The 20,932-nt window shown below is 64.9% G+C and carries 17 protein-coding genes and 3 tRNA genes; 12 read left to right on the top strand and 8 right to left on the bottom strand.

Translation table 11 applies throughout. The features are described from left to right. Nucleotides 1-30 precede the first annotated feature (30 nt). From rpsO to A3Q7_RS0105680, 5 genes are all read left to right on the top strand, one after another. Nucleotides 31-300 (top strand): 30S ribosomal protein S15, encoded by a 270-nt coding sequence (rpsO, locus tag A3Q7_RS0105700; RefSeq protein WP_008059129.1) that lies wholly within the window; start codon nucleotides 31-33, stop codon nucleotides 298-300. A gap of 161 nt (nucleotides 301-461) precedes the next feature. Then, nucleotides 462-2,552 (top strand): polyribonucleotide nucleotidyltransferase, encoded by a 2,091-nt coding sequence (pnp, locus tag A3Q7_RS0105695; RefSeq protein ID WP_077231398.1) that lies wholly within the window; start codon nucleotides 462-464, stop codon nucleotides 2,550-2,552. An 86-nt stretch (nucleotides 2,553-2,638) separates the two neighbouring features. Beyond that, nucleotides 2,639-2,715, top strand: a tRNA-Pro gene (locus A3Q7_RS0105690). A gap of 31 nt (nucleotides 2,716-2,746) precedes the next feature. After that, nucleotides 2,747-2,823 (top strand) — tRNA-Arg (locus A3Q7_RS0105685). 50 nt (nucleotides 2,824-2,873) lie between these two features. Next, nucleotides 2,874-2,949, top strand: a tRNA-His gene (locus A3Q7_RS0105680). 382 nt (nucleotides 2,950-3,331) lie between these two features. On the opposite strand, the gene bfr is transcribed toward A3Q7_RS0105680, so the two are convergent. Continuing rightward, entirely contained in the window at nucleotides 3,332-3,799 is a 468-nt protein-coding gene (bfr, locus tag A3Q7_RS0105675; RefSeq protein WP_018410894.1) for a bacterioferritin, read from the bottom strand. 161 nt (nucleotides 3,800-3,960) lie between these two features. Beyond that, entirely contained in the window at nucleotides 3,961-4,854 is an 894-nt protein-coding gene (locus A3Q7_RS0105670; RefSeq protein ID WP_018410893.1) for a recombination-associated protein RdgC, read from the bottom strand. A gap of 173 nt (nucleotides 4,855-5,027) precedes the next feature. Here A3Q7_RS0105670 and A3Q7_RS0105665 point away from each other — a divergent pair, with 173 nt between their 5' ends. The 6 genes from A3Q7_RS0105665 to A3Q7_RS19500 all read left to right on the top strand — a co-directional run bounded on the left by A3Q7_RS0105665 (nucleotide 5,028) and on the right by A3Q7_RS19500 (nucleotide 14,308). Next, nucleotides 5,028-6,962, top strand: coding sequence for a DNA topoisomerase IV subunit B (locus A3Q7_RS0105665; protein WP_018410892.1), 1,935 nt, complete (start codon nucleotides 5,028-5,030; stop codon nucleotides 6,960-6,962). A 148-nt stretch (nucleotides 6,963-7,110) separates the two neighbouring features. After that, nucleotides 7,111-9,360 (top strand): DNA topoisomerase IV subunit A, encoded by a 2,250-nt coding sequence (gene parC, locus A3Q7_RS0105660; protein ID WP_018410891.1) that lies wholly within the window; start codon nucleotides 7,111-7,113, stop codon nucleotides 9,358-9,360. Between the two features lie 148 nt (nucleotides 9,361-9,508). Then, nucleotides 9,509-11,116, top strand: coding sequence for an ABC transporter substrate-binding protein (locus A3Q7_RS0105650; protein ID WP_018410889.1), 1,608 nt, complete (start codon nucleotides 9,509-9,511; stop codon nucleotides 11,114-11,116). Next, a complete protein-coding gene (locus tag A3Q7_RS0105645; RefSeq protein WP_232417838.1) occupies nucleotides 11,113-12,069 on the top strand; it encodes an ABC transporter permease in 957 nt (318 codons plus the stop codon). The genes A3Q7_RS0105650 and A3Q7_RS0105645 overlap by 4 nt, the downstream gene beginning before the upstream one ends. Continuing rightward, on the top strand, nucleotides 12,066-12,911 hold the full coding sequence (locus tag A3Q7_RS0105640) for an ABC transporter permease (RefSeq protein WP_018410887.1): 846 nt from the start codon (nucleotides 12,066-12,068) through the stop codon (nucleotides 12,909-12,911). Before A3Q7_RS0105645 ends, A3Q7_RS0105640 begins: the two co-directional genes overlap by 4 nt. Then, nucleotides 12,908-14,308, top strand: coding sequence for an ABC transporter ATP-binding protein (locus tag A3Q7_RS19500; RefSeq protein ID WP_040570675.1), 1,401 nt, complete (start codon nucleotides 12,908-12,910; stop codon nucleotides 14,306-14,308). The genes A3Q7_RS0105640 and A3Q7_RS19500 overlap by 4 nt, the downstream gene beginning before the upstream one ends. 64 nt (nucleotides 14,309-14,372) lie before the next feature. Here the strand turns inward: A3Q7_RS19500 and A3Q7_RS0105630 are convergent, their stop codons facing one another. From A3Q7_RS0105630 to A3Q7_RS0105615, 4 genes are read right to left on the bottom strand one after another with little or no spacing between them, the layout of a single operon-like run. After that, nucleotides 14,373-15,389, bottom strand: a complete 1,017-nt coding sequence (locus A3Q7_RS0105630) for a M14 family metallopeptidase (RefSeq protein ID WP_018410885.1) — start codon at nucleotides 15,387-15,389, stop codon at nucleotides 14,373-14,375. Beyond that, nucleotides 15,341-16,933, bottom strand: a complete 1,593-nt coding sequence (locus tag A3Q7_RS0105625) for a protein adenylyltransferase SelO (protein WP_018410884.1) — start codon at nucleotides 16,931-16,933, stop codon at nucleotides 15,341-15,343. Before A3Q7_RS0105625 ends, A3Q7_RS0105630 begins: the two co-directional genes overlap by 49 nt. Before the next feature lie 58 nt (nucleotides 16,934-16,991). After that, nucleotides 16,992-17,951 carry a CobW family GTP-binding protein gene (locus A3Q7_RS0105620; protein WP_018410883.1) on the bottom strand — a complete coding sequence of 320 codons (960 nt, stop codon included), beginning with the start codon at nucleotides 17,949-17,951 and terminating at the stop codon, nucleotides 16,992-16,994. Then, the gene (locus A3Q7_RS0105615) at nucleotides 17,948-18,892 is read right to left on the bottom strand and encodes a LysR family transcriptional regulator (protein WP_018410882.1); all 945 of its coding nucleotides are present in this window, start codon (nucleotides 18,890-18,892) and stop codon (nucleotides 17,948-17,950) included. Before A3Q7_RS0105615 ends, A3Q7_RS0105620 begins: the two co-directional genes overlap by 4 nt. Before the next feature lie 145 nt (nucleotides 18,893-19,037). On the opposite strand from A3Q7_RS0105615, the gene A3Q7_RS0105610 reads away from it, so the two are divergent. Further along, nucleotides 19,038-19,607, top strand: a complete 570-nt coding sequence (locus A3Q7_RS0105610) for a flavodoxin family protein (protein ID WP_018410881.1) — start codon at nucleotides 19,038-19,040, stop codon at nucleotides 19,605-19,607. Nucleotides 19,608-19,635: 28 nt separating this feature from the next. On the opposite strand, the gene A3Q7_RS0105605 is transcribed toward A3Q7_RS0105610, so the two are convergent. Both A3Q7_RS0105605 and A3Q7_RS0105600 read right to left on the bottom strand, forming a co-directional pair. Further along, on the bottom strand, nucleotides 19,636-20,016 hold the full coding sequence (locus A3Q7_RS0105605; RefSeq protein WP_018410880.1) for a hypothetical protein: 381 nt from the start codon (nucleotides 20,014-20,016) through the stop codon (nucleotides 19,636-19,638). 76 nt (nucleotides 20,017-20,092) lie between these two features. Beyond that, nucleotides 20,093-20,920: a peptidylprolyl isomerase gene (locus tag A3Q7_RS0105600; RefSeq protein WP_018410879.1), complete on the bottom strand. Its 828-nt coding sequence runs from the start codon at nucleotides 20,918-20,920 to the stop codon at nucleotides 20,093-20,095. Between the last annotated feature and the right edge of the window lie 12 nt (nucleotides 20,921-20,932).

Genomic DNA, 20,932 nt, shown 5'->3' with positions numbered 1-20,932 from the left:
CGTGTTTTCCAAACGAGAGAGTTTAGATCAATGGCTATCGTTACCGCCGATAAAGCCCGCATCGTTGCCGAATACCAGCGCGCGGCTGGCGATACGGGGTCGCCCGAAGTTCAAGTCGCCCTGCTGACCGCACGCATCAATGACCTGACCGGTCACTTCAAGGAGCATGTCAAGGACCACCACTCGCGTCGTGGTCTGCTCAAGATGGTCAGCCAGCGCCGCAAGCTGCTCGACTACCTGAAGCGCACCAATGCCGACAGCTACCGTTCGCTGATCGGTCGCCTGGGTCTTCGCAAGTAATTGCTGCCACAGGCAATGTCCAGGCCCATCGAGGCTTGACACCCATACCGGCGTGAGTCCTGGCGACTCCCGCCGGTTTGTTTTTTGTGGCGGGCGGACGATGCCTGCCACCCATCGAATCGAAAGGAATGAACTTGCTCAACGCAATACGCAAGGAATTCATGTTCGGCACCCAGAAGGTGGTGCTCGAAACCGGAGAGATCGCCCGACAGTCCAGCGGTGCGGTCATCGTGAATATCGAGGAAACAGTCGTGCTGGCCACGGTTGTCGCGCAGAAGTCGGCCAAGCCCGGACAGGATTTCTTTCCGCTTACCGTGGACTACGCCGAAAAGTTCTACGCGGCCGGCCGTATCCCCGGCGGTTTCTTCAAGCGTGAAGGTCGCCCTTCCGAAAAGGAAACGCTTACTTCTCGCCTGATCGATCGCCCGATCCGTCCGCTGTTCCCGGACGGTTTCTACAACGAAGTCCAGGTCATCGTTCAGGTGCTTTCGCTGAACCCTGAAGTCGATGCCGACATCCCGGCGATGATCGGCGCCTCCGCTGCGCTGGCCATTTCCGGCATCCCGTTCAACGGCCCGATCGGGGCCGCCCGTGTCGGTTACGCCAACGGCCAGCACATCCTGAACCCGACCGCCTCGCAGCTCAAGGACAGCCAGCTCAATCTGGTGGTTGCCGGTACCGAAGCCGCCGTGCTGATGGTCGAGTCGGAAGCGATGGAACTGTCCGAAGAGGTCATGCTGGGCGCCGTTGTGTATGGCCACGAACAGATGCAGGCGGCGATCAATGCGATCAACGAACTGGTCGAAGTGGCCGGCAAGCCGGAATGGGACTGGCAGGCACCGGCTCGCGATGAGGCCTTGTGGAACCGCATGGCCGGCATTGCCGATGCCAAGCTGCAGGAGGCCTATCGCATCACGCAGAAGCAGCAGCGCAGTCAGCGCGTGGACGAGATCCGCGACGAAGTGATCGCTGCGCTGACCGCCGATGCCGACAACGCGCCGGACGTGAACACCGTCAAGAACTACTTCTTCGAGATGGAAGCCCGCATCGTGCGCGGCCGCATACTGAACGGCGAACCGCGCATCGACGGCCGCGATACGCGCACCGTCCGCCCGATCGCGATCCGCAACAGCGTGATGCCGCGCACGCACGGTTCGGCGCTGTTCACCCGCGGCGAAACCCAGGCACTGGTCATTGCGACGCTGGGCACCGGCCGTGACGAACAGATCATCGATGCGCTGGGCGGCGAATACCGCGACCGCTTCATGCTCCACTACAACATGCCGCCGTTCGCGACCGGCGAAACCGGCCGCTTTGGCGCGCCCAAGCGCCGCGAGATCGGCCATGGCCGCCTGGCCAAGCGCGCGCTGATTGCGGTGCTGCCGTCGGCAGAGGAATTCAGCTATTCCATGCGCGTGGTGTCGGAAATCACCGAATCGAACGGTTCGTCGTCGATGGCTTCGGTGTGCGGCGGTTCGCTCGCGCTGATGGATGCCGGTGTGCCGCTGAAGGCGCATGTCGCTGGCATCGCCATGGGTCTGATCAAGGAAGGCAACCGCTTTGCCGTGCTGACCGACATCCTGGGCGACGAGGACCACCTCGGCGACATGGATTTCAAGGTGGCGGGTACGGATTCCGGCATCACTGCGCTGCAGATGGACATCAAGATCCAGGGCATTACCCGGGAAATCATGCAGGTCGCCCTTGCGCAGGCCAGCGAAGCCCGCAAGCACATCCTGGGCATCATGAAGGAATCGGTCAGTGGCGCACGTGAAGGCGTGTCCGCCTATGCACCGCGTCTGCTGACCATGAAGATCAATCCGGAAAAGATCCGCGACGTGATCGGCAAGGGCGGTGCGGTGATCCGCGCCCTGACCGAGGAGACCGGTGCCACGATCGACATCGGCGACGACGGCACCATCACCATCGCCTCGGTGAACGCCGAAGCGGCCGAGCACGCCAAGCGCCGCATCGAAGCCATCACGGCAGAGGTGGAAGTGGGCAAGGTGTATGACGGTACGGTGCTTCGTCTGCTCGATTTCGGCGCCATCGTGAGTGTGCTGCCCGGCAAGGACGGTCTGCTCCATATCTCGCAGATCGCCAATGAGCGCATCGCCAACGTGGCCGACCATCTGAAGGAAGGCCAGCAGGTCAAGGTGAAGGTGCTCGAGACCGACGAGAAGGGCCGCATCCGCCTGTCGATGAAGGCGCTGCTGAATCCGCCGGAAGCGAGCGGCGACCAGCAGGGCTGAGGCAGGGCGGCAGGCAAAAAAATATCTTCGCAACCCTGCCGCAAGCATTGACCGCACCCCGGGGGCTCTGTAATATCTCGGCCTCTCGGGGTGTAGCGCAGCCCGGTAGCGCGCTTGCTTTGGGAGCAAGATGTCGGGGGTTCGAATCCCTCCACCCCGACCAGAATATCGGTCCGCAACGCCGTACTTAGTACCTGCCCGTAGCTCAACTGGATAGAGCAACGGCCTTCTAAGCCGTAGGTTGCGGGTTCGATTCCTGCCGGGCAGGCCATCCGGGGCCTGCAAGTTTCAAGCATCCGTCGTTCGACGGCTGTTCAAGTGGTGGCTGTAGCTCAGTTGGTAGAGTCCCGGATTGTGATTCCGGTTGTCGTGGGTTCGAGTCCCATCAGCCACCCCACAGATTTCGTTTTTCCCGCTGCTGTGTCGGTACTGCTTCCGTTGCGTTGCCTCGGCATCGTTGCGTCCTGATGCCGGCTTTTGCGGGTTCTCATGCGTGCGCCTGTGCCGTCGCGCGACCGCTTCCGGTGCGTCCAGGAAACGGGATATCGAGATATCTGGCTCTGGCGTGCTTCACCATGTGCGGGCGTGACTGCCCTCAGCGGAGGCGGGGCAGCGTGGACGAGGCGCCGTCGGGGCGCCTGTCACGAGGCCTGCCTGCATGTCGCTCGGCGATCCGGCGCCGGTCGCGTGCGGGTGGCGCAGAGCGCGCAAGCAGGTTTGATGCGCCATCGCGATGGCAAGCACGATGGAAGCGGGACGTTCTCGCTCTTCGCCGGTTCTCAGCCCGCCGCGCTCTGCAGGTAGTTCTGTTCGCCCAGCAGCTTGATCAGGCGCAACTGCTGTTCCAGCCAGTGCGCGTGATCCTCTTCCGTGTCCTTGAGCATGGGCAGCAGGAGGTCGCGCGTGACGTAGTCCTTCTCCTTCTCGGCAAGCGCCATCACTTCGCGCAGGTGCTTGACGACGGACAGTTCGACCGCGAGGTCATTCTCGAAAATGCTGATCACGTCGTGACCCACGTTCAGCGCTGCCGGCTTCATGTCGGGCGTGCCGCTGAGCATCAGGATGCGGCGGATCAGCGCGTCGGCGTGGCCGGTTTCATCCTCCATCTCGTGGGCGATGCGGGCGGCGGCCTTGCTGAAGCCCCATTCGTCCAGCATGCGCGAGTGGATGAAGTACTGGTCGCGCGCGGCCAGTTCATAGACGAGGAGGGCGTTGAGCTGATCGAGGATGACTTTCTTTCCCTGCATGGCACTGTTCTCCAGATTGCGGTTCGCCGGAGGCGAAAACAGATGGATGATGCACCTTTTCTGGCTTCAGTGCTGGGTTTCAGCGTGTTTCACGTAGCGGGGTTGCGAACCATTTTCGTTCGCAATCTCTGTGCCGTGCGCAGGAGCGCATGCATGTCACGTCAGCGTGCGACGCCGCCAAGCGCCTCTTCGAGATGGTCGATCAGGCGACTCAGCTCGCCGGTCATGAGTGCGAAATCGGCGTCGAACCGCTCCGCCTCGTCGCCGCTGCCATCGCTGTTTTCGGTCAGCACATCCAGCGGTGCCACGCGCTTCACCGCAAGGTTCTCGGTCAGCGTGAAGGACACGCGTTCCATCCAGGTCAGCGCGAGCCGGGTGCACTGCTTGCCGGCCTCGATGTGGCGGCGCAGGTCGTCCGCTTCCAGCGCATGGCGCACGTAGCGCACCGTCGCCTTGGACTGGGTGCTGGAACGCAGTTCAGTGTCCTGGTCTATGCTGAAGCCGGATGGGGCTTCGTCGGACGCCAGCCATGCGGTCATGGCAGATACCGGCGACAGCGCCGTCTGCAGAGGACGCGCGCCGAGATGTTCGACGCACTCGTTCAGCAACTGCATGACCTCGTCGCCCTTGGCGCTTGCCGCGGCGTCGACCACGATGCGACCCCTGACCGGATCGATCCACACAGAGGTGTCGCGCCAGATTGCGAAAGCGCGCGGCAGCAGCTCGTTGGTGACGGCGTCCTTCAGTTCGCGCATTTCCTTGCGGCCGGGCTTGTAGCCCTGCTTTTCCTCGATGTCCTGCGCACGCGCACGGGTGACCTGGTTGATCACGGTGGCCGGCAGGAGCTTCTTTTCGGTACGCAGTGTCATCAGCATGTGTCCGCCCACGCCATGAACCAGGCGGTCGTTGTCGCGCGGCGACATCCAGCCCATGCGTTGCATCTCGATGCTGCTGCCCGGCTGGAAGGCCTTTGCAGCGAGTTTCTCGTCAAGCTGTTCGACCGCCAGCGCGAACGGTTCGGTGAGTCGGTAGATCTGCAGATTCTTGAACCACATGGTGAGGGTCGGGGCAAAAAGGGCGTGAGTGTACATGAGCACGCTGCCGTATCCGCCCCTCGCATGCCCGGCGCGCTCGCCCTTGTCAATCTCGACGGCAGCGCTCGCGCGCTGCACACTAACGCCCGTTCGCGCGGCCTTCGCCGCGCGCCGAAGCACGAATCCACCCGACGATGAGCAAAGCCAGCAGTTACAACGCTTCCGAAATCCAGGTGCTGGAGGGCATTGCGCCCATCCAGAAGCGTCCGGACATGTACACCCGGACCGACAGTCCCAACCATATCGTGCAGGAAATGATCGACAACGCCTGCGACGAGGCGCAGGGCGGATTCGCGACCGGCCTGCGCGTGGTGCTGCATGGCGATGGTTCGGTATCGGTGGAGGACAACGGCCGGGGCATTCCGGTGGACATCCATCCCACCAAGGGCGTGCCGGCGATCGAGGTCATCTTCACCATCCCCCATTCGGGCGGCAAGTTCGAGGGCAAGGCGTACAAGATTGCCGGTGGCCTGCATGGCGTCGGCGTCACGGTGACCAACGCGCTATCGACCCGGCTCGAGGCGACCGTGAAACGAGGCGGGCGCGAATATGCGATCGCCTTCGAGAAGGGCGTGTCACAGGGGCTGAGCGAGGTCGGCAGTTGTACGAAATCGCATACCGGCACGCGGGTGCGCGCCTGGCCGGACCCGAAGTATTTCGCCAGTGCAAAGATACGACGTGCCGACATCGAGCGTCTGTTGCGGGCGCGCAGCGCCATGCTGCCCGGTGTGCGCATCCGCTTCGAGGACGAAGAGAGCGGTGCGGTCCAGGAATGGGTGTATCCGGAGGGCCTGCGCGACTATCTGCGGGAAGAACTGGCGGACGTGAAGTGCGAATTGTTCTGCGGCGCACGCACCGCGATAGCCGGCTATGACGAGGGCGAAGGCGCCGAGTGGGCCATCGCCTTCCCGGAAGGCGTTTCGGTGCGCGAATCCTTCGTGAACCTGATACCGACGCCGGGTGGCGGCATGCACGAATCCGGCATGCGGCAGGCGCTGTTCGAATCGGTCAAGGACTACGCGACCCACCACGGCCTGATGCCGGCCAAACTCGCGCTTCAGTCCGAGGATGTATCGCAGCACGCCAGCTATGTGCTCAGTGCCAAGGTACTGGAGCCGCGCTTCCAGGGGCAGACCAAGGACAAGCTGAACAACCGCGAGGCGGTCAAGCTGGTCTATGAATGCATCAAGGACACGCTGGATCGCTGGCTCAACGACCATGCCGCCGAAGCGCAGCGCATCTGCGGTCTGGCCATCAGAAGCGCACAGACCCGCGCGCGCGCGGGCAAGGTGGTGGAGAAGCGCACCGGTTCCGGCGTCACGCTGCTGCCCGGCAAGCTCACCGACGCCACCGGCACTTCGCCACAGGACAACGAACTGTTCCTGGTGGAGGGCGATTCCGCGGGCGGCAGTGCCAAGCAGGCGCGCGACCGGCAGTTCCAGGCGGTACTGCCGCTGCGCGGCAAGGTGCTGAACACCTTCGAGATCGATTCCACCGAAATCTTCGCCAACAACGAAGTGCACGACATCGCGGTGGCGTTGGGCATCGATCCGCACAAGCCGGATGCACCCGATGCCGTGCTGGACGGCTTGCGCTATCACAAGATCATCATCCTGTCGGATGCCGACGTCGATGGCGCGCACATCCAGACCCTGCAGCTCACCCTTTTCCTGCGCCATTTCCCCAAACTGATCGAACGCGGCCACGTATTCATCGGCCAGCCGCCGCTGTATTGCGTCAAGATCGCGCCGACCAAGACAAGACCGGCACGCCGGCTCTATGCGCTGGACGAGGCCGAGCGCGACAGCATCCTGCAGAACCTGATCGCTGACGGCATCGCCGAAAGTGCGCTCACCGTGAGCCGTTTCAAGGGGCTCGGTGAAATGAATCCGGACGAACTCAAGGAAACCGCGATGAATCCGGAAACGCGCCGCCTGATCCGCATCACGCCCGGCCACGATCCGGACCTCGTGCTGAACACCTTCACCATGCTGATGGGCAAGAAGGAGGCGGAACGCCGGCGCCGCTGGATGGAAAGCGAAGGCGACAAGGTGGTGCCGGATGCTTGAGGACAGAGGCTAGGAGCCAGGGGCCAGGAACTGGAGCGCCGCGCGGTGTTGCGTTCATTCCGTGAGGCGAAGCCACACCTCTTCCCCGGCCCCTCATCCCTGACCCCTGGCCCCTCCAGACAAACAACGAAACACCCGGAGCACTCCGTTGACTGACAATCTGTTCGAACCTGACATCGCCGACGTACCGGTCGATGCGCATGCGTCCCAGGCTTACCTGACCTATGCCATGTCGGTCGTGACCGCGCGTGCGCTGCCCGGCCTTGAGGACGGCATGAAGCCGGTACAGCGTCGCATCCTGTTCGCGATGGACGGCTTTGCCCGACCGGATGCCGCGCACAAGAAGTCCGCGCGCGTCGTGGGCGACGTGATCGGCAAGTACCACCCGCATGGCGACTCGTCGGTGTATGAAGCGATGGTGCGTCTGGCCCAGCCGTTCACGCTGCGTTATCCGCTGATCGATGGCCAGGGCAATTTCGGATCCATGGATGGCGACAACGCCGCCGCGATGCGCTATACCGAGTGCCGGCTCACGTCTTTCGCGCGCCATGTGCTGCTGTCGGAGCTGAACGCCGGTGTGGTCGAGTTCCAGCCGAATTACGACGGCACCCAGCAGGAGCCGGCGCTGTTGCCGGCGCGGCTGCCAGTCGTGCTGGCCAATGGTGCGTCCGGCATCGCGGTGGGCATGGCCTGCGAAATTCCGCCGCACAACCTGCGTGAACTGGGCGAAGCCACATGCCGGCTGCTGGTCGATCCGCGCATGCCGGACGACGACATCATCGACTGCATACAGGGTCCCGATTTCCCGAATGGCGCCACCCTCATTTCGCCGCGCGAAACCGTGGTGGCGGCCTACAAGGAGGGACGCGGCGCCTTCCGCATGCGCGCGAATTACGAGATCGAGGCGCTGGCTCGTGGTCAGTGGCAGATCGTCGTGACCGCACTGCCGCCGGGCGTAAGCACCGGCGGCGTCATGAGCCGCATCGATGATCTGGCCAATCCCAAACCGAAGGGCGACAAGAAGAAGATCAGCGACGACCAGGCGCGCACCAAGACGCTGGCGACGTCGCTGATCGATTCGGTGCGCGACGAATCGGATGCGCGGCATCCGGTGCGGCTGGTGATCGAACCGAAATCGCGGGCGGTCAGCCAGGAAGACCTGCTTGCGTTCCTGTTCGCCTATACCGATCTCGAGTGCAACGCCAGTCTGAACCTTACCCTGCTGGACACCCGGCGACGGCCGGGCCAGATCGGTCTGCCGGCGCTGCTGCGCCAGTGGTGTGACTACCGGCTCGGCGCGGTGACGCGGCGGCTCACGCAGCGCATCGCCGACATCGACGAGCGCATGCACATCCTGGACGGTCGCCTGGCCATCCTGCTGGACATCGACCGCGCGATCGCCATCATCCGCGCCGCCGATGATCCAAAGGTCGACCTGATGGCGGGCTTCGGCATTACCGAGCGCCAGGCGGAGGATGTGCTGGAAATCCGGTTGCGCCAGTTGGCCCGGCTGGAAGCCATCAAGCTGCAGGGCGAGCGCGATGCGCTGGATGCCGAGCGCACCGGCCTGCTCAAGGTGCTGGGCAGCGATGCGGCGCTGCGTGCCTTCGTGCGCGATGAAGTGGCGGCCGATGTCCAGCGTTTCGGCGACGAACGGCGCACGCTCATCAATGCCGATGTCCAGGCCACGCGCGCGCGCGAAGTGCCGCAGGTCGATGAAGCAGTGACCGTCATCGTGTCGCGCGGCGGCTTCGGCCGCCTGCGCTCCGGTCACGATGTCGACGAGGCAGCGCTGAACTGGAAAGCGGATGACGGCCCGCTGGCGGTGCTCAAGTGCCGCACCGTCTGGCCGGTCATCCTGATCGATGGCGACGGCCGCAGTTACACCATCAAGCCGACCGACCTGCCGACGGGCAAGGGCGATGGCGTGCCGGTGTCCTCGCTCGCCGATCTCGCGGGCAAGAAGCTGGTGGCGGCGTTGAGCGCAGAGCCGGGCAGCCGCTTCCTGGTGGCATCGGATGCGGGCTATGGCTTCATCTGCACGCTGGAGGACATGGTGACGCGTCAGCGGGCGGGCAAGGCCTTCCTCAACACCGATGGTGGAACGGCGCTGCCGCCGATACGTCTGCATGACACCGACCGCTGGGTGGTGGTGCAGGCGGCCGATCGTCTGCTGGCTTTCCCGCTCGATGAAATGAAAGTGCTGTCCGGCGGCAAGGGCGTCAAGCTCATGACGCTGCCGGAAGGCGAAACCGTGCGTTCGCTGCAGGTGCTGCGCGATCGCGTCACGGTGGTCGTTCCGGGAGTGCGCGGGCGCAGTCGTACGCTCGCACTGGACGAGGCGACGCTGCAGCCATGGAAGGGTGTGCGCGCGACCAAAGGGCGCAAAGTCGAATGATGTTGATTCAGGTCTGGTTGCATCGGGTGCGTCGGTCAGCGACCGTCCGCGCCGGCGTGACGCCCTGTCCGGACCCGCAGCGCGCGGCGGACGCCGGCCGCGAGAAGCGGATGGCGGACCTCGCCCGGTTGATTGAACGGAGCCCGGCTTGAAGCGGGCAGGTCTGTCGATCGGACGTCGTACGCTGCTGTGGGGAGCAGGTGTGGCTGCACTCGGCAGTCTCGCAGCGCTGTTGCACCGTTCGCCCGGGAGGCGTCTGGACGCGCCGGCCGGACGCACGCTGCGCGTTGTCGGCCCGTGGGAGCTGACCGGCCTGGAGCCGTCACGTGCGGGCTACATGTTTACCCGGCTCGAAATCAGCGAAACCCTGTTCGATTGCGATGCAGCCGGGCACATCAGCGGCGGGCTGGCAAAGTACTGGGAATATCGCAACGATGGACGCGTATTGAGCATCCGCCTGCGCGACGATCGACGCTTTCACGATGGCCGCGCGGTAGACGCGGAGGCGGTGAAGCAGTGCCTGGAGCGCGTGCGACTGCAACCCGGTGTGCTTGGCCGCACGCCGCTGCGAGCCATACGCGCAAGGGATGATCTGCACCTCGACCTGGAACTGGATCGGCCTTATGGCCTGTTGCCTGCCGTCCTGTCTCATTACAGCACCCAGATACTTGCGCCCTCGGCTTACGCGCAGGACGGTCGCGTGCGCAAGCTGGTCGGCAGCGGGCCCTATCGGGTCGAGCGCATCGATGCTTCGTCCTATCTCAAGGCGGTGCTCGCCGACACCTGGTCGGGCGAGCGGCCGCAGATCGAGGTGTTCGAGTATCTGGCGGTCGGGCGCGCCGAATCGCGCGCCCTGATGGCGGAAAGCGGGGAGGCCGACCTGGTCTATGGGCTGGACGCGCCCAGTGTGGCTCGCATGCGCCGTGCAGGGCATCGTGGCCTGCTGTCGGTCCGGCTTCCGCGAACCCTCTATCTGAAGGTGAATTCGGGCCATCGCTGGCTGCAGGATGAGCGGGTGCGACGCGCGCTCAGTCTGGCGCTCGACCGGCGCGGGATTGCGACCGCGGTGATGCGCGATGCGCTGCTTGCCACTGACCGCCTGCTGCCGATGAGCTTTCCGGACTGGCATCCCCAGCACGGCAAGGACGAGGGGCTGCCGACGCAGGATGTCGAGGGCGCGCGCGCCTTGCTGGCGGAAGCAGGTTGGTTACCCGGCGACGACGGCGGACTTTCGCGCACGCATGAAGGGGCGCTCGAACGACTGACGCTGAAGCTCATCACCTTTCCCGACCGTCCTGAACTGCCGGTGATCGCGGCGGCCATCCAGGAGCAGTTCCGGCAGATCGGCATCGCGCTCGCGGTTTCGATCGGGAATTCGGGCGACGTGCCGCTTGCGCATCAGGATGGGTCTCTTGAACTTGCCCTGGTTGCGCGCAATTTCGCATTGGTGCCCGATCCGCTGCTTACGCTGCTGCAGGATTATGACGTGGGCGGTGGTGACTGGGGGGCGATGAACTGGAGGGATGCGGAACTCGAGGCGGCGCTGACGGAACTGCAGCGGATCGCACCTGATGCAAGCGGAGAGGAGGCCGCACGGTCGGCTCGCTTCACGATAGGTCGTCGCCTGGCCGACGCACTGCCGGTCATTCCGATCTGTGGCTATCGTGCGCACGCCGCCGCTGGGTCGCGGGTAAGCGGCGCCCTGGTCGATCCGTTCGAGCGTTCATACTTCATCAGTCGCGTGAGGTGGACGTGATCAGAACTTTCTTCTCCGGACTGGGACGTCATGTGCTTCAGGCGCTTGTGCTGGCGCTTGTCGTCTCCACCGCGTGTTTCGCGATGCTGCGCACCTTGCCGGGCGATCCCGCCTATCGCGTGGCGGCCGGCCGCTATGGCTACGACAATGTATCGGTTCGTGCGGCCGAAGCGGTGCGTGCAGAACTTGCGCTCGATCGCCCGTGGCCGGAGGCGCTGATCGATTGGTGGGGGCGCGTTGCCTCACTCGATTTCGGTCTGTCCATGGTGACCGGTGAGCCGGTCATGGACGAGCTGGTGCACCATCTCGGGCATACCCTCTGGCTGGCCGCGTTGGCCACCGTGCTGGCGTGGCTGATCGGACTGCCGTTCGGCATTCTGGCCGGACTGCGTCCGGGGGGCTGGATTGACCGCGCCTGTCTGCTGATCACCGTGCTGCTGCGCGCGGCGCCGCCTTTCCTCATTGCGATCGCGCTGGTCGTCGTCTTTTCGGTGCAGCTCGGTGCGCTGCCGGCCGCCGGTCATCGCGCGCCGAGCCATGTTCTGCTGCCGGCACTCGCCCTTGCGCTCGCGCTGGCCGGTGGCACCGCACGCGTTGCGCGCGAGGCGGTGGTCGATGTCATCCGCAGCCCGTATTTCGATTTCGCCCTCAGCCGCGGTTTGTCGTCGCGGCAGGCGCTGTGGCGGCACGGTTTGCGCAATGCGGCGCTGCCATTGCTTGAGTATGGCGGCATGCAACTGGTGCTGCTGGTCGAAGGCGTGGTGGTGGTGGAGACCCTGTTCGCCTGGCCCGGGCTTGGTCACGCGCTGGTGCACGCGCTGTTCTGGCGTGACGTGCCGACGCTGCAGGCCAGCGTACTGGTGCTGGCGCTGGCCTTCGTCCTGTTCCACGCGCTGGTCGACTGGTTGTGCCGGCTTCTCGATCCGCGGCGGAAGAGGGTGGAACAGCCATGAGACTGTCTTCGTCCGCGGGAGAGCCGTCATCGTCCACGACCCGACATCTGCTCGCGTGGATACTGCTCGCCGCTCTCGCCGTATTCGCTTTCGGCTGGCCCCTGTTCGCCGGAGGCGACCCTGCCAGTCAGCAATTGCTCCGTTTCCTGGAACCCCCGTCGCTGCAGACGCCCCTTGGATTCGATCATCTCGGGCGCGATATGGCGCTCCGGCTGGCCTATGCCATGAGGCTGTCCATCGGGCTTGCCATGCTGAGCGTGCTCAGCGCCGCACTGTTCGGTACGGTGGCCGCCTTGATCGCAGCCTGGCAGGGGGGCTGGGTCGATCGCCTGTTCGGGCTGCTGGCCGACGCGGTGCTCGCCCTGCCGGCACTGCTGCTGGTGCTGCTGTTTGCTGCCTTCGCGCAGGGCGAAAAATGGCCGCTCTACGTCGGATTGGCGCTCGCCGCATGGGTGGAGTACTTCCGCGTGCTGCGGGCGGGAGCACGCAGCGTACTGGCAAGTCCTGCGGTCGAAGCGTCGCGTCTGCTCGGTTTCGGAGCTGCCTACATCGCTCGTGTTCATGTGTTGCCGGCGTTGTGGCCGGTCGCTTCCGCATTGTTCTGTCTCGGGGTTGCCAACGCCATCCTGGCCGTCGCCGCGCTCGGTTTCATCGGCGTCGGCATCCGTCCGCCGACGCCGGAGCTCGGTGTCATGATGGTGGAACTCCTGCCCTATTACGATGAAGCGCCCTGGCTGGTGCTGTCCCCGGTCGTGGTACTGGCCTTGCTGCTGCTTTCCCTGGTCATGTTGACCGAAAGGGGTGGGCGGGACAGTGCGGTCCGCCGGGAGCGCGAAGCATGAGCCCACGTTGCGTCGTACGTGGCCTTACCGTGCGGGTGGGCCCGCATGCCTTGCTGGATGACATCGACCTCAGGCTGGAGCCCGGGCGGGCGCTGGCGGTTCTCGGTGCGAGCGGCGCCGGCAAGTCACTGCTGCTGCGCAGCGTGCTCGGGCAGGTGCCGGACGGCCTTCGTGCATCCGGCGAGGTCGAGATCGATGGCCAGGTATTTGCCGCCGACGATGTCGAAGGACGCGCCCGGCTGTGGGGACGGCGGATCGCATGGTTACCCCAGGAACCCGGACTGGCCCTGGATCCGACCATGCGCATCGGCAGTCAGATCGCGGAGGCGCCGCATTATCTCCAGCATCTGCCGTGGCGGGCCGCGCGGGAACAGAGTGCACGACTGCTGGCGCGCTTCGGGCTGGGCGACGTGACACGCCATTTCGCTCACGAGTTGTCGGGCGGCATGGCACAGCGCGCGGCCTATGCGGCCGCCCTGTCCGCCGACGCGCCACTCCTGTTGGTGGACGAGCCCACCAAGGGTCTGGATGGCGTCATCCGTTCGGCCGTTGTCGAACAGTTCCGCACCGCGCTTGAAGCGGGCCTCGCACTGCTGGTGGTGACACATGATGTCGACCTGGCACTCGAACTGGACTGTGACGTGCGCATACTGCAGGGCGGTCGTTGCGTCGAGACCGGACCGGCACGCCAGGTATTTGCACGCCCTGCGCATGAGGCAACGCGCACGCTGCTGGAAAGCCAGACCTCACGCTGGCCCGAACATGTCCCGCCGACGCCGGGTCAGCCGCTGCTCGAGGCGCTGGACATTTCCAAGTCCTTTGACGGTCGCGCCGTGCTGCAGTCGGTGTCGCTGACTGTCCGCGCCGGAGAGCGGGTGGCGCTGATGGGACCGAGCGGGGCCGGCAAGACCACGCTGGGCAATATTCTGCTCGGGCTGCTCGCACCGGATGCGGGGCAGATAAAGCGGCGCAGCGGTCTGTCGCCAGTGGCCTTCCAGAAGCTCCACCAGGAACCGGCTTCAGCATTTGCGCCCGGGCGCCGTCTTGGTGCGGCGCTCGACGACGTGCTGCGGCTTAGAGGACGCAATCGTCAGGTGCTCGACCACTTGCTCGATGAACTGGAACTTGAGCGTGACCTGCTGCAACGTCTGCCGCACCAGGTGTCGGGGGGGCAATTGCAGCGCATCGCACTGGTGCGTGTGCTGCTCGTCGAACCCGCACTGCTGGTCGCGGATGAACCCAGTTCCCGTCTCGACCCGCTGATGCAGCGCACTGCCATGGAGTTGCTGTTCCGCATTTCGGGAGAGCGGGGCATGGCGCTGGTGCTGGTGACGCATGACGAGCACATTGCGCGCAGCGCGGGCGCCACCGTACTGAATCTCGAGCCGCGAGGCTGAGCCACGATACCTTGTCCCCGTCGGTCCTGCCGCTCACCCCGGCATCGCCGCAGCCGGACCGGCGTTATCCGCGCAGGCGACGCTCGCTGGGCCGGGCGAAGTAGAACCACTCATTGCCCGGCGTGGCGTCCGGATGCGGAAACAGGATGAAGCCGTCCTGTCCGGCCCGGACTTCGCTGCCATCCGCGCGCAGTCCTATCGTTTCGCCGGCCCGCACCGGATCGAAGCTGTGCCAGTCGCGCACGAAACGGTCCTGTTCGTGCAGGCGGTCGACCACCTCGCACATCCTGAGCAACCGGTGGTCGTCGCGCGCCGCAGGGGGGGCCTCGTCACTCAGCCCGAGATGGGCCAGCGTGTTGTGGATGGCGCGCCAGGCGAACTCAGGGGCCATCGGATCATCGTGTTGACCACACTCCAGCGTGATGCCGCAACCGCCGACACGCCGCATGTACTCGGTCGTGCCTACCCCGTAATCCGGATCGGTGCCGAGCAGGCCCGCACGTGCGTCCGGCCGCGTGCGCGCGAGACGCTGCCTGACGCCTTCGGCATAGGTATCCAGCCAGCCCTCGACCAGGCGTCGCGCACCCAGGCGCAAGGCGAGAGCCTCTTCCTCCGCTGCGCGTGAAAAGGGCTCGAGTGTCCCCTGGTTATCGGGCGGACCTATCATCGCGAACGGTTCGCCCGGTGTGTGGAAGGAGTGCAGATCCAGCAGTATGTCGTGCGCTGCCAGCAGCCGGCACAACACATTGGCCACACCATCCTCGAAGTCCTGCGGATGCGCCTTCGGTCCGAGATTGCGGTTCAGATTGCGTTCACCTGCACGTTCTCCCTTCGCGCAGGCGAGCGGATTGGCGCGCGCCACGAAGGTGACCGTCCCGCGCACGATGCCGAGCCTGTTGCGCTGCAGTTCGTCCAGTGCTCGCTCTATGCCGAGCGTGCCGCAGGTCTCGTTGCCGTGCACTCCGCCCAGCACGATGAGGCGGGGGCCGGGCGCGAGTCCGTGAAAGGTCTGCGCGTGCAGGTGGGTCGGCATCATGAGCTGCATGACAAGGCGGAACAGCCCGGCTTGTGGCGCGCCCATTCCGGCCGCTTTCCGGCCAGATCGTCGAATCCGGGCTGTTCGTCGTAGGGCGTGCGCATCATGACGAGCAGGCGCTCCAGCATGGCCGTGTCGCCGGCCGCCGCATCGTCGATGGCGCGCTGCGCCAGCCAGTTGCGGACGATGTACTTCGGATTGGTGGCATTCATGCGCGTCCGTCGCGACACATCGGTTTCGCCGCCTGCGCGTATGCGTTGCGCCCATTGCTGCAGCCATGCAAGCCAGGCACGCGCATGCTCGGGCGAGGGGCTGCCGGGGCTGTAGAAGGCTTCGAGCAGCGGGTCGAGGGCGGACACCTCGCCGCTCAGCGCGGCGTCCACATCGACCTGCGCGAGCCGCCGGAAGAAGATCGTGAAGTCGGTTTCTTCCTGCTGGAGAAGCACGAAAAGCTGGCTGCGCAACGCCTGTTCCTGCTCGTCCTCAGGCGTCGGCAGAGGCAGGCCGAGCTTGTCGGACAACATGCGCGACCAGCCTTCGGCAAAGGTCTGTTCATAGCCTGCCAGCGCCGCGTCGAGCGCATCGCGGTCATTGATCAGCGGTGCCAGTGCGCCCGCAAGCCGGGTGAGGTTCCAGTAGGCGATCTGCGGCTGTCGGCCGTAGCAATAGCGGCGACCCTGGGCATCGGTGGTGTTCGGCGTCCACATCATGTCAACACCCTCGAGCCAGCCATAGGGGCCGTAATCGATGGTCAGACCGAGGATGGACATGTTGTCGGTATTCATCACCCCATGCACGAAGCCCACACGCATCCAGTCCACCATCAGGCGGGCCGTGCGGCAGCAGATTTCGGCGAACCAGTCGGCGGGATCGCTCAGTCCGGGATAGTGATGATGCATGACCCAGTCCACCAGTTGCTTCAACAGTCCGGGTTCGTCGTTGGCCGTCAGTATCTCGAAGTGGCCGAAGCGCACGAAGCTGGGGGCGACACGGCACACGATGGCACCCGGCTCGTGTTCCGGGCGGCCGTCATAGAACATGTCGCGCACCACCGTATCGCCGGTCGCCACCAGGCTCAGGGCACGCGTGGTGGGGATGCCCAGGTGGAACATGGCCTCGCTGCAGAGGAATTCGCGCACCGATGAGCGCAGGACCGCGCGGCCGTCGGCATGGCGCGAATAAGGTGTCGGGCCGGCACCCTTGAGCTGCAGTTCCTGCCGTTGCCCATGCCGGTCCATCATTTCGCCCAGCGTGATCGCGCGCCCGTCGCCGAGCTGCCCCGCCCAGTTGCCGAACTGGTGACCGCCGTAGCGTGCTGCGTAAGGCTGCATGCCTGCAAGAACACGATTGCCCGCCAGAGCCTCGACGGCGGCATCGCGAGGTGCCGGGCGCCGCAGCCCCAGTTGATCGGCCAGCCGTTCTGACCAGGCAAGAAGCTGCGGCGCGCTCACCGGCGTTGGTGGCGTAAAGGTGTAGGCGGCGTGGCGTACCTGTCGCGGACGGATGTCCGGGGATGGATCCGCCGGCAGGCTGCGTACGAACAGATTGTCGAACTCGATTTCCTCGAGGCGTCGCGGTGGAGTGGACATGTCGGAATACCTGGAATTCTGTCTGACTGCATTGTGATCCATGGCGCCGCCCGTGGGTTCAACCGTCACGCAGCCGCTCCAGCCAGCGGCGAGCGCGGCCCTCGTGTCCTTCTTCGCCGTGCAGGCTGATGCAGACAGCCACCGAGTCGCCCGTGGCGAACGCCTCGTCCAGTGACTGCGCCGGGTACAGCAGGTGCTGTACGCCATGTACGACGACCCATCCGAGCGCATCGACATGAAGGATGGCTTTCATGCGCAGCAGCGCACTGTCCGCGACTTCGGGCCAGGCCGCCAGCCACGCTTCATAGCGAGCGCGTGGAATCGGCGATGGCAGCGCGATGCTGTCAGTGCGTACGGAATGGGGCCGTGCCTCGCACGCCGGGACCGGTCTGAAACGGGGTGGCGGCAGCGGTCGCATGAGTGCGTCGAGCGATGGCGCCGCTGCGCTGTCGATCACGTCGGCCCAGGGATTCAGCGCTGCCAGTCTCGCCTGAAGAGAGGTCAGCGCGTCCGGATTCGCGTGCTTGGTCTTGTTCAGCAGCAGGCGGTCCGCCACCACGATCTGGCGCAGCGCCTCGGTGTGATGTTCCAGTGTGCGTCCGGCCAGCGGCGTATCGACAACAGTCAGCGTGCACGCCAGACGGTAGTGACGCGCGACCTGCTCGTCCTTGACCAGGGTGCGCAGTATCGGCGCTGGATCCGCCAGTCCGGTGGTTTCAACGATCACGCGCCGGAATTGCCGCACGCCACCTCGCGCGAACCGCCAAGGCGCTTCGCGCAGCGTACGTGCCAGATCGCCGCGCAGCGTGCAGCACACGCATCCGCTGGCCAGTTCCACCACAGCCTGTTCGGGTACATGGCTGACCAGCCGGTGATCGAGCGACACCTCGCCATACTCGTTGATGATGACCAGGCTGTCCTGCATGTCCGGCGCTGCCAGCCATGCATTGAGCAAGGTGGTCTTGCCGGCGCCGAGAAAGCCGGTGAGCAGCACCAGAGGAACGCGTTCGCCGCTCATGCATCCGCTCCTTCCAGCAGGGCCAGTCGCGTGCGGGGGCTGGCCAACTGCTGCAGCCACCAGTCCAGCGCACGGCCGCGTGAGCCTGCGCTGCGCCAGGCGATGGCGAAATGTGCGATGCGCTGCTCGCCGGTGTCCTTGACCACCAGTTCGCCGGATTCGATGTGACGGCGCACCCGCGATTCCGGCAGGAAACCACAGCCCAGCCCGCGCAGTTGCGCGGCGATCTTCAGGTCCAGGCTCGGCACGGTAAGAACGTCCTGACCGGGCAGCAGATTGCGCGATACCGGTGACAGTCGTGACGCACTGTCTGCAATCGCCACCGCGCGATGGGCGCGGATCTGCGAGGGGTCGAGCGGTCCGCGCACGCGCGCGAGCGGATGGTGAGGTGCTACCGCGAACACGAAGCGCACCGAACCGAGTTCCTCACGCTGTATGCCTTCGGCACGCCGGTCGTCGGCATCGATGCCTATCGCCAGATCGGCGCCGCCGCTCAGCAGCGCTTCCCAGGTACCCGCCAGCACCTCCTGGCGCAGCCGCACCCGGGTCGGGGGAGGGCGCTGCTCGCTGTCGCGCTGCGCGTAGAAGGCGGCGATCAGGTCCAGCAAGGCCCGCGGACACATGAGGCCATTGGCGGCGATCGCGAACTGCCCCTCCCAGCCGCCGGCCACCCGCCTGACGCGACTCGTGACGGCGTCGAGTTCGAACAGCAGCCGTCTGCCCTCCTGCAGCAATTCACGCCCGGCGGCGGTCAGTACCGCATTGCGGCTGGCGCGGTCAAACAGCAGCACATCGAGCGCTTCCTCGAGCTGGCGCACGCTGTAGCTCAATGCAGACGGTACCTTTCCGAGCGCGCGCGCCGCGGCGGCGAAGCTGCCCGCTTCGTCGATGGCGGCGATCAGTCGGATCGCATCAGGTGTCAACGGATGATCGGGATTCACTCGGGCACATCATTCAAATTATTCGAATGATGATATCAGCGCGGCTGGATCATCCGGCGGGCGCGCTTTGCAAGAATGCGTCGTGCGTTGCGGATGTTGCGGACGGTCCGCTCATCCGACCTGAATCAGATCAAGGAGAAATCACATGGCCCAGATTGCCATCGTCTATCACAGCGGTTACGGACATACACGCCGCATGGCGAAAGCGGTTGCCGAAGGCGCCGCCCGTCATGCCCAGGTGCACGACATCGAAATCGATGCCGAGGGCAATGTGCCGGAGGCGGCATGGCAGACCTTGCAGCAGGCGGATGCCATCGTTTTCGGCAGTCCGACCTATATGGGCAGCGTGTCCTGGCAGTTCAAGAAGTTTGCCGACGCCAGCTCAAAGGCCTGGTTCACGCAGCAATGGAAGGACAAGCTCGCAGCCGGTTTCACCAATTCCGCCTCGATGAACGGTGACAAGCTGTCGACCCTGCACTATCTGATGACTTTCGCGATGCAGCACAGCATGCTGTGGACCGGTACCGGTCTCATGCCGAGCAACAGCAAGGCGGCCACCCGTAACGATATCAACTATGTCGCGTCCTTCAGCGGGGCGATGGCGGCAACGCCGTCGGACGCTTCGGTCGACGAAATGCTGGAAGGCGATCTCAGGACGGCCACGCTGTTCGGCGAACGGGTGGCGCAGCAGGCGGTCAGGGTGAGCCGCGGCTGACGGAAACACCCGGTTCCCCGACTGCGATTCAGTGCAGTTCGGGAAACCGCTCCAGCCAGGTCCATGCAATGAACAGCAGCACCGCCACGATGCCGCTCCATGTGCCGGTCACGAAGCAGCACGCCGCCGGAATCACCAGACCGGCGGCGGCATCGAACATGAGCCCGAAGCTGAACCAGAATGCGGTAAACACCAGCCACTTGACGATGAAGCCCGGCAGGTGGCGGCGCATCGACCGGTTGTGACGGTAGCTCTGCACGCGTTCCAGCGTGCTGCCGCGCGTGCAGTCGCGAAAATAGACGAAGGGCCAGATGTAGCGCCACCACAGGCGCAGCATGGGCTCCTGCGCCTGGATGACACGGGCACCTCCGGATGGCTTTTCGCGCTGCATGGCGTGTTCCTCCTTCATCAGGGCACTGACCGTGATTACGGTCGAATGATCCCGGAGATTGAGGCGGACGCGCCCGCAGGCGAGCGCGCCCGGATTACTTCACGGTCGCCTTCTGGCGCAGTTCGTTCACGTGTGCGGCGATCGCCTGCTGTTCCAGGCGCTGCGCGATCTGAGGCTTGGCCTCATCATAGGACGGAAGCTTCAGGTCGCGCACGTCTTCCAGCTTGATCACGTGGTAGCCGAAGTCGGTGCGGATGGGCTGCGGCGTGAACTTGCCCTTCTCCAGCTTGGTAAGCGCTTCCGCAAACGGCTTCACGTATTGGGCGGGGGCGCTCCAGCCCAGTTCGCCACCGCGGTCCTTGGAACCCGGATCTTCCGATTCCTTGGCCAGATCCTCGAACTTCTCGCCCGCCTGCAGCTTGCCGATGATTTCCTTCGCCTTGTCCTCGGTCTTCACCAGGATGTGGCGCGCCTTGTATTCCTTGTTGCCCAGGCCGGCCTTGATCTTTTCGTACTCGGCCTTGATGGTGTCTTCGCTGATCGGATGGTTGCGCATGTAGTCCTGCAGATAGGCCTGGATCAGCACCGCCTGACGGGCCAGGTCTGCCTGCGCCATCAGCGCGGCGTTCTTGTCCAGGCCCTTGGAAGTGGCTGCCTGCGTCAGCACTTCGCGGCGGATCAGTTCCTCACGGACTGCTGTACGCAACTGCTCGCCGTCCTGCTGGCCCTGTGCGACCTGGTTTCGGATCATCACATCGGCACGGCCTTGCGGAATGGGCTTGCCATTGACCGTCGCCATCACTCCGCCCTCGCTCGCCGCGGCAGGCGCCGCAGCCTTTTCCTTGGCCTTCTGCTGGGCGAAGGCAGGGGAGGACAGCGCAGTGAGCAGCGCAACAGTCAGTACGGGAAGCGTCTTCTTCATTGATATACCTTT

Source organism: Methyloversatilis thermotolerans, from assembly GCF_000372885.1.
GTDB lineage: Bacteria > Pseudomonadota > Gammaproteobacteria > Burkholderiales > Rhodocyclaceae > Methyloversatilis > Methyloversatilis thermotolerans.
Note: the sequence above shows the minus strand (reverse complement) of the source record. Positions and strands in the feature narration are given on the sequence as shown.